This window comes from Pseudomonas sp. WS 5412 (assembly GCF_012985615.1).
GTDB lineage: Bacteria > Pseudomonadota > Gammaproteobacteria > Pseudomonadales > Pseudomonadaceae > Aquipseudomonas > Aquipseudomonas shahriarae.
This window is the reverse complement of sequence record NZ_JAARMB010000001.1, coordinates 459,228-471,061: the sequence shown is the minus strand read 5'-3', so window position 1 is coordinate 471,061 and position 11,834 is coordinate 459,228. Positions and strand designations below refer to the sequence as shown.

Below are 11,834 nucleotides of genomic sequence, written 5' to 3'. Positions count from 1 at the left end.
CGATCACCCACACAGCGTTGTTCCCTTCACTCGAAATAGTCCTTGAAATTGTTCGGCCCCAAATACAGAAAGTTCGACGGCGTCAGCTTGATTTCTTTGGCCATCTTGAGCTCGACGAACTGGCTGCCGGCCGTGACCGGGCCTAAATCCGTGGGCACCTGGTCAGAGCTGAAGATCACCATATAGTCGCCACTGCCCACATAGCGTTCATTCCCTAAAAACAACAGGTTCTCAACGTTCTCGCTGTTAAATTGCTGGCCTGGGGGGTTAACGTACACACCGCCCTTTGAACCCGCACGCCTTTCACCACGCGCCAGATCATTGATGCTTCGCTCGCGAGCGATCGCTTCTGCGCCGGCCTTGCTGGTGTAGTGAATGTAAACCGGCTTGCCGTTGTAAGTGCCCGAATCCACTATCGACTGCCAATCCTGATGATTGGCCAAGGGTTGATTGGTTGCTGAGCTTGATGCCAGCGGGCCTTGCCCGGCAGGCTGCTCGCGGGCAGCGTTGACCCCCTTGCCTTTTCTATTGCCCCCGAGCATCTTGCTCGCGCGCCATTGGTTATCGGCACCTGTTTCAACGGTCAGTACGGGTTTACCGGTCTGGGGATCAATAATCTGGACATAGCCGTCACTGAGTTTGAAATCACCTTTAATCTCATACGTCTTGGCGATACCGGACTGATCGGTGTAAAGGATAAACCAACGATCTAGCCCCGCCTCGTTCTTGTACTGATAAATCCCTCTAGCATTGACTGTGCTCTTGGCCAGTAACGATTCGCCATCGGCAATGGCGTAGGCGCTGATGTTGTCCGTTTGTGACGGTTGCAGGCGATTGGGCACATCGGCTTCAACGCCTGGAGAGTCAGGCGCCGGTTCGGACGCGGACTCCCCGGAGGGTTCAGGGGCTAGCGGTTCTTCTTTGGGCAGGGCAAAGGGGTCCGCGGCATTTGAGCTGAGACCGGCAGAGGAGAACAAGGTGTTGATCATGCCATCGAATGACTTCGACGCCCCGTCATGACGTTCAGCCTGGGTGTCGCCCGAAATCTCTTTTTCGGTGCCCAATACCACTTCCGTGAGACTTGTGATGACGGCAGCGGCGGCGACCGGAGCAGCCAGCGGGGCCAGTTTGACCAGCAGTTCTGCGCCGACCGAAATGTCGTTGAGCCAGGTGTCACGGGTGACCTCGCTGTTGGATTTGATCGCGGTGTCTGCGTCGTTCCTCATACGCTGCTGGCCACTGTCCGCCATGTGACTGAACACATCGCCCTTGATCGCGATATTGCTGCGGTCAATGACGTTGCCCTCCTGGTTGCTGACGCTATCCGTACTGAGGTATTCCAGGGATGAATCGACGCCGTTTTTTGGCCGTATCTCAGAGATCAGGGAACCCAGCGGCACGATTGCATTAAAGAATGCGGTCCCAAAACCACCGGACTCACTGTTCTGCCGATCAGCCAACGAGAAGTGCGACTCCAGGGCTTTACGCGTCTGGGGCGTCTTGCCTTGATCGCTGACCCATTGATCCATTTTTTCCAGTGAGGCGAATTTCAGAAAGGCCGGCTTGGCGTCAGGAATATAGAGAATTTGCACGCCGTCCAGGCGCCCGCTGGCATCCTTCTGGAGCCCCTCTGCGGGCAGGGTAAAACGCAAAATATCACTGGACTGAAAGCCATTGATATCAAATGCATGAACCTGGACATCGCCGGTTACCGGGGAGGTTGCCTGCAGTTTCTCCACGGTCATGGGCTGGTCTTCGGCTATTTCTGCACCGGTAACCGCCTTCATCAGCCGTTTATAGTCACTCCTGGTGAGCTGATGCTCGGGCGGCTGCAGCGCTCGTTCGGCCGGTAACTTCGCCTCCTGGGCCTTGAGTTGCTCGCCTGCCCTATAGATGAATATGCCTTTCTGGACTGTGCGGTAGCCATCGGCGTGGTCTTTCCAGAAGCTGTCGATTTTTGCCGACATGGTCGTCTGGAAATCGGATTTCCAAAGGGCCTTCATAAAGGCCGAAGGCGCCAGGGGGATTTCGTTGTGGGCGCCATAGCCTGCTTTGGCGCTTTGTCCGGGGCCGTCTTTATACAAGCCCGCTTCCGAGTCCAGAGTGCCGGGAATCCCGTCGTACTCGGAAAAGTTCTTCAACACGGCGTCAGTCAAACTGATGGATGACGAGGGTTCTTCCTTCATGTGTTCCCAACCGGTAGCGGTTTGCCCTGATTGCGAACTGTTAAACCGATTCAAATAAGTCTTGTCGGCGTCTACATGGATTCCGGTCAACCCGAACACAATTTCTTCTGCACGCTTTTTGGCTTCTTTGCGCACATCTGGAAACGCGACGGCCGTGTCCAACACAATCTTTTTGAATTTGGTTTTTTCGACATTGGCCTTGGCGGCTCGCTCGGTAATGACTGCGTAGGCATTCGAGGGACTTGTCGGTGCCAGGGCAGACACGGTCTGCCTGAGTTGGATGAGCCCCTCTCGGTTTTGCGGAATGCTCCAGCCATTGGCGGTGATGTATTGCGCAAGGCTGACTTCCATGGTCGGGCCTGGGTGTTGCGCATCGGGAGCCAATTGTATTTTGGCGGCTTGCAAGGCCGGAAGAATATGCTCATTGGATATACGGCCCGTTGCAAGGCCTTGCTCCAGGCCTGCCAGGGTCAGTATCAGCGCGTTACGGTTGTCCAGGGCACTGTTGCCGGCAACGGTGGTGGCTTGGGTATTGGAGGCGGACTTCATTGGGCTGCTCTCATCGTCAGAAGCGAAGGAGCGGTAGGCTGGAACAGCAAAATTTTGTACGGATAAGGTCATGGCGTTGTTCTCGGCACGTATAAAAAAAGCTCACAGAACAACGACCGTCAGTCTGTGGCTGTATATAGGTGTGTGAAGCGAACAACCCCCTTGATTCCAGCGCGAAGGTTACGTGGAGTGTCCGTTCGGGGGTGACCGCAACCCGATAGGCAACCGCATGCTGTCAACGGTACGATGGTTCATCTACCCACGAGGCTGCCCCCATGTTCTTCGGCGTTCTGCTCATCATCACCTGGCTGGTCCTACTCCTGCGCTACCCGGCCAAGGCATTGCCGGTTTCCCTCGCCGCAGCAGTGGGTTTGGGCTTCGTGGCGATATGGGTGGTCTGGCTGGACAACCGCGAAGCCTCGCAACTGGCGCGCCTGGAACTGCGCATCCACTATGCCCCCGATCAGTGCCCCGCCGACCGCCCCTTGCAGCTCAAGCTCAACAACGGCAACGACGTCCCCCTGACCGAACTGCGCTGGCGCGTCGCCGCCTACGCACCAGGTGATACGGTGAACCTGGCGGACAACGTCTATGCTGCCCCGCGTTATCGCGGCCCCGGCGAACTGCAGGCCGGCGCCACCTGGGAAGACTGTCTGCCGGTGCCGCCCCTGCGCCCCGGCTACCGCCCGCAAACCCTGGAGTTTCGCGCCGAACACCTGCAAGGCAGCTTCTCCGACTAACCACTACCAAGGATTGCCCCATGCCTAACGTGCTTATCACCGGTTGCTCCAGCGGCATCGGCCGTGCCCTGGCCGATGCCTTCAAAGTCGCCGGCTATGACGTATGGGCCAGCGCCCGCCGTCCCGAAGACGTCGCGGCCCTCGCATCTGCCGGTTTCAAGGCCGTGCAACTGGACGTCAACGATGGCGCGGCCCTGGCGCAATTGGCCGGACAGGTGGGCGAGCTGGATGTGTTGATCAACAACGCCGGCTACGGCGCCATGGGCCCGCTGCTCGATGGTGGCACCGAGGCCCTGCAGCGCCAGTTCGAGACCAACGTGTTCGCGATCGTCGGCGTGACCCAGGCGCTGTTCCCCGCCCTGCGCGCGCGCAAAGGGCTGGTGGTGAATATCGGCAGCGTTTCCGGAGTGCTGGTCACGCCGTTTGCCGGCGCCTACTGCGCCTCCAAGGCCGCCGTGCATGCCTTGAGCGACGCGTTGCGCATGGAACTCGCACCGTTTGGCGTGCGAGTCATGGAAGTGCAGCCGGGGGCGATCAACACCCACTTTGCCAAGAACGCCGGCACCCAGGCCGAATTGCTGATCAATGAACAATCGCCGTGGTGGCCACTGCGCGAAAGCATCCGTGCCCGCTCCCAGGCCTCCCAGGACAAACCGACCCCGGCCAGCACCTTTGCGGCGGACGTGCTCAAGGCCGTGCAACAGAGTGAACCACCGCGCCTGCTGCGTTCGGGGAATGGCAGCCGGGCGCTGCCGTTGATGGCGGCGCTGCTGCCCAAGGGGCTGTTGGAGACGGTGTTGAAGAAGCGATTTGGGCTGGGTGGAGCACTTTGATCACCGTGGCGAGCGGGCTTGCCCTCTGCACAGGGTCTTCGCTATTTCATGAAGTCAATAAACGCCCGCACCTTCAGCGGTAAATGCCGCGTGTCCGGATACAGCGCATACACCCCCTGAGGCGCGAAACGATGATCCGGCAACAGGCGTACCAGCCGCCCCGCGTCCAGGTCCTCCTGCACCAGCCACTGCGGCAGGACCGCCACGCCATGCCCGCGCACGGCAAATGCTTGCAGCACGGCGGCACTGTCGACCACCAGCGCACTGGGGCCAGAGCGATACTGATGTTCGCCACCTGCCGGGTCGGTCACGCTCAACTCAGTCAGGCGGCCATGCCCCAGCTTGGGCAGTCGTTCTAGTTCATCCAGCGTATGGGCGCTACCCAAACCAGGCGCCGCGACGGCCAATACCTGATAGGTGGATAACTGCACCGCACGATGATTGGAGTCCACCATGCGCCCCAGCCGGATCGCCACGTCAAACCGCTCGGAGATCAGGTCGGCATGGGTCGAGGATGTGGATAAGTGGATGTTGAGGTCCGGGTGCAGACGGCGAAAACCTTCCACAGCCGGCGCGACCACCGCCAACGCATATTCAACAGTCGTGGTGATGCGCAGGGTGCCTTTGAGCTGGGCGTGTTCAGAACGGGCCTCTTCCACTGCCAGCCGTGCTTCTTCGAGCATGCGTGTACAGCGCAGGTAGAAACGTTCGCCGGCATCGGTGAGCGCCAGTTGGCGGGTACTGCGGGTGAGCAGGGTGACGCCCAGTTCGGCTTCCAGACGTTTGAGATTGAAGCTGACCACCGCGCGGGTCTGGCCCAGCAGATCGGCGGCGGCCGTCAGCGAGCCGGCCTCGACCACGGCTTTGAAAGTGTCGAATCGGTCCAGACTGACCATGGCCACAGCCCCCCTTTGTCAAAATATTTTTGACAAACTAACAGGCAAACCCGTGTATCCCAAGCTCTGCAACCGGCCTACCCTGCCAGCCTCAAACGCTGGATCGCCCCTATGACCTACCGCTCGAAAGTCGCCTGGATCTTTTTACTGGGCTTCGCCCTGGACCTGGTGAACATGTTTGTCGCCACCGTCGCCTACCCGGATATCGCCCATGAACTGCAGGCTTCGGTCACGCAATTGGCGTGGATCAGCAACGCATACCTGCTCGGCCTGACCCTGATTATTCCGCTGAGCGTCTGGCTCGCCGCAGTGTTGGGCGAGCGGCGCTTGATCGCCGCGAGCCTTGGGCTGTTTGGCATGGCATCGGTGCTGGTGGGCCAGGCCGAGTCGATTCAGGCCCTGATCGGCTGGCGGCTGTTGCAAGGCTTGGGGGGCGGGTTGCTGATACCGGTGGGCCAGGCCTTGGCGTACCGACACTTTGCCCCTGGGCAGCGTCACCAACTGACAGCCCGAGTGATGTCGGTGGCGCTGCTGGTGCCAGCACTCTCCCCAGCGCTGGGCGGCTTGCTGGTGGACACGGTGTCGTGGCGCTGGATTTTCTACGCCAACCTGCCATTGGCCCTCCTGACCCTGCTGCTGGCACTGCTGTGGATAAAACCCGATGTGCCCGCAACCTCGCGACCGGCACTGGCCTTGGGGAGTCTGTTCAAGCAGATCCGCCACCCGATGCTGCGAGTGGCGATGCTGGTGTATCTGTTTATCCCCGGCGTCTTTATCGGCACCAGCCTGGTCGCCATCCTCTACCTGCGAGGCCTTGGATACGACGCGACACGCACCGGGGCCTTGATGCTGCCGTGGGCACTGGCCTCGGCCCTGGCCATCTACCTGAGCAAGCAGTTGTTCAGCCGGTGCGGGCCCAAGCCATTGCTGCTGGCCGGCATGGCCTTGCAATGCGCCGGCATCCTGCTGCTCAATGCTGCCCAGCCCGCCCTGCTGGTGGGCGCCTATGCCCTGATGGGCCTGGGTGGCAGCCTGTGCAGCAGCACCGCGCAGACCCTGGCCTTTCTGGATATTCCTGCCGAACGCATGGGCCACGCCAGCGCGCTGTGGAATATCAATCGGCAAGTGAGCTTTTGCCTCGGTGCAGCGGCACTCAGCGCCGTGCTATCGGCCTCGGATTCCTTCACCATGACTTTCTTGATCGCGGCAGCCCTGACATTGCTGCCGTTCTTCGCAGTGCTGAGCCTGGATACCTCCAGGGTTCGCGCACTGCTTCACCCAGCCAGCGAGCCTCAATGATGATTGATTACAGCGACTTTTTTGAAGAAGTGATCCAGACCCACATCGAGATCGAGCAATGGTTTGCCGGCACAGCCCCCGAAGGCACCCTGCAGAACCTGCTGGCGCGCTTCTCCCCCGAGTTCAGCATGATCGCCCCCGCCACCGGCGCACGGGTGAATGCCGCCGGGGTCCAGGCCCTGTTCACTCGCCTGGGCGGCATGCGGCCCGGATTGAAAATCACCTTGAGTGAACTGACCGGCATCGACCGCCATGCGCGGGGTGCCACGGTGACCTACCGTGAGCATCAGGTTGATCACAGCGCCAGCCAGACGGATCGCCGGGCCACCGTGGTGTTCGAGAAACAGGCCAGCGGCGCACTGCTGTGGCGGCACCTGCATGAGACCTATATCCAGGGCCAATAACCCTCCCCTGCAGGAGCCGGCAGGCGACGTGCCTGATGCCCTCTGTTTAATTTTGTGCCTGGTTGACGATCACCGTGCAAGTAATCCCCGCCGCCAGCAACACCCCCTCCGGCACTTCATCAATATGAATCCGCACCGGTACCCGTTGGGCCAGGCGTACCCAGTTGAAGGTCGGGTTCACGTCGGCGATCAGTTCGCGGCTCTCGGGGTTGTCGCGGTCGTAGATGCCGCGGGAGATGCTTTCCACATGGCCCTTGAGGGTCTCGCCGCTCATCAGTTGCATATCGGCTTTATCACCGACTTTCACATGGGGCAGCTTGGTTTCTTCGAAGAAGCCGTAGACCCAGAACGAGTTCATATCGACTACGGCCATCTTGGCTTCGCCAATGCGCGCATAGTCGCCGCGATGCACGTTGAGGTTGGTGACATAGCCGTCGACCGCTGACACGACTTGCGTGCGTTTCAAGTTCAGTTCGGCGGCCTCCAGTTGCGCCAGGGCATGTTGGTAGTCGGCCAGGGCCGAGTCGGCGATGTTGCTGGCGTCGTCGCGGTTCTCTTTGGAGATCACCAGGGCGTCGAGGTCGGCGCGGCGGTGGGCGTTGACCTTGCGCATCTCCCAGGTGGCTTTGCGTGAGGCGACCAAAGATTGCGCCTGCTTGACCGCGATGCGGTAGTGCTCGGGGTCGATCTGCATCAGCAGGTCGCCCTTTTTCACCAACTGGTTGTCACGCACCGGCACATCCACCACTTCGCCGGTGACGTCGGCGGCCACGTTGATGATGTCGGCGCGCACCCGGCCATCGCGAGTCCATGGGGTCTGCATGTAATGGACCCACAAGGTGCGGCCAATCCAGATCGCCAGGGCCAGAACCAGCAGGGTTGCGAGCAGGCTGAAAAACTTTTTCATCGGGGCATTCTCAACGGTAGACAGTCAGCGCCATGGCGCCGAAAAGACAGGTGAACAGGCTCAGGCGCAGCAGCGCCGGGTGCCAGAAAAAACGGTACAAATCAAAGCCCGCCAGGAAGCGATCCAGGGCCCAGGCCAGTGCGGCGGCGATAAAAAACATCAGGGTCATGGTCGGCATGTAGATGCCGTGGAACGCGATTTCACGAGGCATGGGCGACTCCGGAAGGCTTGAAGGCAGCCAGGGGCGATTGCGGGTCCAGCAGGGAGGTGCGGATAAAGTGCAGGTAGCTTTTCACCCGGCGCAGGGCCGAGGTGTCGAAGTGCGGGGCGAAGGGTTCATCGGTGGCCTGCACGCGGCTGATGGCGTGATCGACCGCCACCAGGGCGCGCTCCAGGTTGCTCTGGCTCGGTTGCAAAAACAGCCGCACCAGCGAACGCCCCATGACCCGGATGGCCTGGCGCCAGGGCTGGGATTGAGCGTACGCCGGGTGCACCGGCAGGATCGCCTGTTCCTTGCGCAACTCAATGATCGCGTGACCGACTTCAAGCACCACAAACATCCAGCGCAACAGGTTGCGTTGCACCTGTGGCTGGCCGGCAGCCAGGCCATAGGCCTGGTGCAGCAGGTCGCGGGTGCGGCTTTCAAAACCCGAGGCCAGGCCCTTGAGCTTGCCGCTGATGGCATACACCACTTGCTCACGCAGGTCGCGCTCCAGGCGGCGCCACAGCCATGGGCTGTTGGGCGGCAGGATAATCGCCCCCGCCGCGGCGCACACCAGCATGCCGATGATCATGGCGATGTAGTCGTTGATAAAGGTGTAGGGGTTGTAGATCGTCAAGTTGTCCGGCACCGAACCGGTACTGAAAAAGATCAGCAGGCCCAGGCCGACCCCGGCGTATTGCGGGCGCGACGAGAGGAACGCGCCGAGCACGATCACCGGGGCGAGCATCACGCAGAGCAAGGGAAAGCCGTCGATCCAGGGAAACACGAAGAACATTTCGACAAAGCCCACCACGGCGCCGATCAGCGTCCCGCAGGCCATTTGAAAAGCCATGCGCTTGGGGTTCGGCGTGGCGGCCGACAGGCCCACGGTGGCTGCCGCGATCAGGGTCATGGTCGCGCCGCTGGGCCAGGCGGTGGCCACCCAGTAGCTGCCCAGCACCAGCAGAATGAATGACGCGCGAATTCCCGACGCGGCACAGGCCAGCCAGTTGGTTTTCGGCGTGTAGGACTCGTCCCAGTGCTCCCGTGCGTGGCTGTGCTCGGCCAGGGAAGCATGGGTCTGCGCATAGTTGTGCAGGTCATCGACAAAGCGGTACAGCAGCTCATAGGCAGTGTGGAAATCCAACTGCTCGGCATCGCTCGGGCTGCTCTCCTGGAACATCGCCCGCAGGCTGCGGACCTTGGCCGGCAGGCTCTCCTTGTAGGCCGTCAGTTGGCTCACCAGGCGCGCAGCATCGGGGCTGGTCAGGGCGCGCCCACTGAAACCATCGAGCAGTTCGGCCAAATCCTGCAGGCCGGGCTTGATCGCGACCACCACATGGTCGGCGGCATCGCTGCGCAGGCGCTCGAGCAACTGGTGCAGGGCGTTGAAGCGCGTGGTGATGCCCATGAACTCACTGTTCAAGCGACTCAAGCGACCATTGCGCCGGCGCATATGGGGGTCTTCGAATACGGTGACGCTGCGCAGCCCTTCCAGGCCCACGGCTTCGGCGATAAAGCGCACGTTGCTGCTTTCAAAACCTTCACGCTGGCTGCGCCCGCGCAGGCCATCGGTGACGAACAGCGCGAAGGTGCCGAAACGCTGGTACAAGGCGTTGCGCATGGCCGCACTGCTGGTTTGCGGCAGGATCGCGGCACTGACCAGGGTCGCACACAAAATCCCCAGGGAGATTTCCAGCACCCGCCAGACCGCCGCCATAAAGGCGCCGTCCGGGTGGGCGAGCGCCGGCAGGCCGACCATCGCCGCCGTATACCCGGCCAGCACAAAACCATAGGCGCGAAAGTTACGGTTACGGGTGGCACCGGCCGTGCACACGCCGACCCAGATCGCCAGCGCGCCAAGAAACAGCTCGGTGTTTTGCGCAAACAAGGCGATCAACAACACCATCACCGCCGACCCCGCCAGGGTGCCGAGGAAGCGGTAGAAGCTCTTGGCAAACACCTGGCCGCTTTGCGGTTGCATCACGATAAACACGGTGATCATCGCGGTACGCGGTTGCGGCAGTTCCAGGCGCATGGCCAGCCACAGGGTGAGAAACGCGGCGATCAGTACTTTGAAGATATACACCCAGGTCACGCCATCACTGCGCGCCCAGTCGAAAAAGCCACGGCGCCATTCCAGGGAATGCAGCCAACGCAGCGGTGCAGGCAAGGGAGTCATGGGGAACCTGATCAGTGATCGAACACGGCCAAAGCCGCCGGGGTCTTGCTCGGGAGTGTCTTATCGGGTGCCGGTGCATCGCTGCCAGCACCCAGGCCACCGCCCAGGGCTGTCACCAGTTCGGCATGGGCGCTCAAGCGCGCGGCCTGGACCTGTTGCTCGACCTGCTGCTGGCGAAACAGCAGGGTCTGGGCATTGAGTACATTGAGGTAATCGGTCAGCCCGCGCTGATAGGCGATCATCGCGAGGTCATAGGTTTTCTGCGCCGAGGCCACCGATTCGGCGGCGAAGGTTTGCTGCTTGGCCATGGATTCGCGGCGGATCAGTTGGTCGCTGATGCCCTTGAGTGCATTGACCAGGGTCTGGTTGTAGCGGGCCACGGCAATGTCGTAGCCGGCGCTGGCCTCGCCCAATTGCGCACGCAGGCGGCCACCGTCGAAGATCGGCAGGGTGATCGCCGGGCCGACGCTGTAGTTGAGTTTCTTGCCGGTGAGGAACTCCAGCATGCCGCCGCCGGTGGCGACGTAGCCGAGGCTGCCCACCAGGTCGACGTTGGGGTAGAAACCGGCGTGGGCCACGTCAATCCCCCGGGCCTGGGCCGCGACTTGCCAGCGGCTGGCGACCACGTCCGGGCGCTGGCCGAGCAATTGCGCGGGCAGTGCCGAGGGCAATTTCAGCGGCGCACCGAGGGCCAGGGTCGGCCGCTGCAAGGTTGCACCCTCCCCCGGCCCCTTGCCGGCCAAAGCCGCCAGCTGGTTGCGGGTCAGGGCGATCTCTTCGTCGAGGGCGTCCAGCTGCCGATGGGTTTCCGGCAACGGCGTCTGGGCCTGGCTGACTTCAAAGTGCGTGCCGATCCCGCCATCCAGGCGCTTTTGCGCCAGGTCGAGGATCTGCTGTTGCTGGGCCAGGGTGGCGGCGACGATATCGCGCTGGGCGTAATGCAGCGACAGCTGGATATAGGCGCGCACCACATTGTTCTGCAATTCCAACTGGGCCTGGCGTGCCTGGGCGACACGCCTATGCGCCAGGTCGACGGCGCGCTCGCTGGCATTGCGCTCGCGGCCCCACAGGTCGAGGGCGTAGCTCAGGCCCAGGGCAGCGTTGTTGTCCCAGGTGGTGGAATTGTCCAGCTTGCCGGGGCCGTAGAACTGATCGCTGGGCCAGTTGTGGCGCTTGAGGGTGGCATCCCCGTTGATCTGCACGGCCTCGGCCGACTCGGCCAACCCGGCCATGGCCCGCGCTTCACGCACCCGGGCGGCGGCTTCGGCCATGCTCGGGCTGCCTTGTACGGCGAGGTCGATCCACCGATTGAGTTGCGGGTCGCCATAGGCCTGCCACCACTGGCTGGTCGGCCAGTGGGCATCCCGGGCGGCGCTCTGTATCGCGTCGTCGGTGGCCAGGGTATTGGCGGCGAGGTGCTTGCCTTGGGGGGCAATTCCTCCGGTTCCGATGCAGCCGCTGATTGCTAACGATAAAGCCCAAACACTGAGAGTCTTCAGCTCTCTGCTGATGCGACGCGGCACTGCTGCGAATTCCTGAGGTGGTGTTGCGGGGACGGTGCGGCAATTCTAGGGGGCACGGGGAATGGCGATAAGGTGGGATTCCTGTGAATCTTTATTACCGTTCAGGCGATAAT

Annotated in this window: 10 protein-coding genes; 4 read left to right on the top strand and 6 right to left on the bottom strand. The window is 61.7% G+C overall.

Features of this window, described 5'->3' with window-relative positions:
* Positions 1-26 precede the first annotated feature (26 nt).
* A complete protein-coding gene (locus HBR94_RS02280; protein ID WP_170044077.1) occupies positions 27-2,807 on the bottom strand; it encodes a DUF6543 domain-containing protein in 2,781 nt (926 codons plus the stop codon).
* A 203-nt stretch (positions 2,808-3,010) separates the two neighbouring features.
* On the opposite strand from HBR94_RS02280, the gene HBR94_RS02275 reads away from it, so the two are divergent.
* Together HBR94_RS02275 and HBR94_RS02270 are read left to right on the top strand one after the other, a co-directional pair.
* Positions 3,011-3,475 (top strand): hypothetical protein, encoded by a 465-nt coding sequence (locus tag HBR94_RS02275; protein ID WP_057438212.1) that lies wholly within the window; start codon positions 3,011-3,013, stop codon positions 3,473-3,475.
* Positions 3,476-3,495: 20 nt separating this feature from the next.
* A complete protein-coding gene (locus HBR94_RS02270) occupies positions 3,496-4,308 on the top strand; it encodes an SDR family oxidoreductase (RefSeq protein WP_057438210.1) in 813 nt (270 codons plus the stop codon).
* Between the two features lie 41 nt (positions 4,309-4,349).
* Here HBR94_RS02270 and HBR94_RS02265 read toward each other — a convergent pair whose 3' ends face one another.
* On the bottom strand, positions 4,350-5,204 hold the full coding sequence (locus HBR94_RS02265) for a LysR family transcriptional regulator (protein WP_170044076.1): 855 nt from the start codon (positions 5,202-5,204) through the stop codon (positions 4,350-4,352).
* 111 nt (positions 5,205-5,315) lie between these two features.
* On the opposite strand from HBR94_RS02265, the gene HBR94_RS02260 reads away from it, so the two are divergent.
* Both HBR94_RS02260 and HBR94_RS02255 read left to right on the top strand, forming a co-directional pair.
* Positions 5,316-6,503 carry an MFS transporter gene (locus HBR94_RS02260; RefSeq protein ID WP_169959736.1) on the top strand — a complete coding sequence of 396 codons (1,188 nt, stop codon included), beginning with the start codon at positions 5,316-5,318 and terminating at the stop codon, positions 6,501-6,503.
* On the top strand, positions 6,503-6,907 hold the full coding sequence (locus HBR94_RS02255; protein ID WP_057438390.1) for a hypothetical protein: 405 nt from the start codon (positions 6,503-6,505) through the stop codon (positions 6,905-6,907). The genes HBR94_RS02260 and HBR94_RS02255 overlap by 1 nt, the downstream gene beginning before the upstream one ends.
* Positions 6,908-6,953: 46 nt before the next feature.
* Here HBR94_RS02255 and HBR94_RS02250 read toward each other — a convergent pair whose 3' ends face one another.
* Genes HBR94_RS02250 through HBR94_RS02235 form a run of 4 tightly spaced genes read right to left on the bottom strand, consistent with a single transcriptional unit; the run spans position 6,954 to position 11,721 of the window.
* Positions 6,954-7,814, bottom strand: coding sequence for an HlyD family secretion protein (locus HBR94_RS02250; RefSeq protein ID WP_057438208.1), 861 nt, complete (start codon positions 7,812-7,814; stop codon positions 6,954-6,956).
* A 10-nt stretch (positions 7,815-7,824) separates the two neighbouring features.
* The gene (locus HBR94_RS02245) at positions 7,825-8,025 is read right to left on the bottom strand and encodes a DUF1656 domain-containing protein (RefSeq protein ID WP_057438206.1); all 201 of its coding nucleotides are present in this window, start codon (positions 8,023-8,025) and stop codon (positions 7,825-7,827) included.
* Entirely contained in the window at positions 8,015-10,198 is a 2,184-nt protein-coding gene (locus HBR94_RS02240) for an FUSC family protein (RefSeq protein WP_170044075.1), read from the bottom strand. Before HBR94_RS02240 ends, HBR94_RS02245 begins: the two co-directional genes overlap by 11 nt.
* Before the next feature lie 11 nt (positions 10,199-10,209).
* Complete coding sequence (locus HBR94_RS02235) at positions 10,210-11,721, bottom strand: efflux transporter outer membrane subunit (protein WP_170044074.1); 1,512 nt, start codon at positions 11,719-11,721, stop codon at positions 10,210-10,212.
* Positions 11,722-11,834 lie beyond the last annotated feature (113 nt).

Excerpts from the sequence above, each read along its gene's own strand:
- HBR94_RS02280 (WP_170044077.1), bottom strand. The coding sequence starts at position 2,807 with ATGACCTTATCCGTACAAAATTTTGCTGTTCCAGCCTACCGCTCCTTC.
- HBR94_RS02275 (WP_057438212.1), top strand. The coding sequence starts at position 3,011 with ATGTTCTTCGGCGTTCTGCTCATCATCACCTGGCTGGTCCTACTCCTG.
- HBR94_RS02270 (WP_057438210.1), top strand. The coding sequence starts at position 3,496 with ATGCCTAACGTGCTTATCACCGGTTGCTCCAGCGGCATCGGCCGTGCC.
- HBR94_RS02265 (WP_170044076.1), bottom strand. The coding sequence starts at position 5,204 with ATGGTCAGTCTGGACCGATTCGACACTTTCAAAGCCGTGGTCGAGGCC.
- HBR94_RS02260 (WP_169959736.1), top strand. The coding sequence starts at position 5,316 with ATGACCTACCGCTCGAAAGTCGCCTGGATCTTTTTACTGGGCTTCGCC.
- HBR94_RS02255 (WP_057438390.1), top strand. The coding sequence starts at position 6,503 with ATGATTGATTACAGCGACTTTTTTGAAGAAGTGATCCAGACCCACATC.
- HBR94_RS02250 (WP_057438208.1), bottom strand. The coding sequence starts at position 7,814 with ATGAAAAAGTTTTTCAGCCTGCTCGCAACCCTGCTGGTTCTGGCCCTG.
- HBR94_RS02245 (WP_057438206.1), bottom strand. The coding sequence starts at position 8,025 with ATGCCTCGTGAAATCGCGTTCCACGGCATCTACATGCCGACCATGACC.
- HBR94_RS02240 (WP_170044075.1), bottom strand. The coding sequence starts at position 10,198 with ATGACTCCCTTGCCTGCACCGCTGCGTTGGCTGCATTCCCTGGAATGG.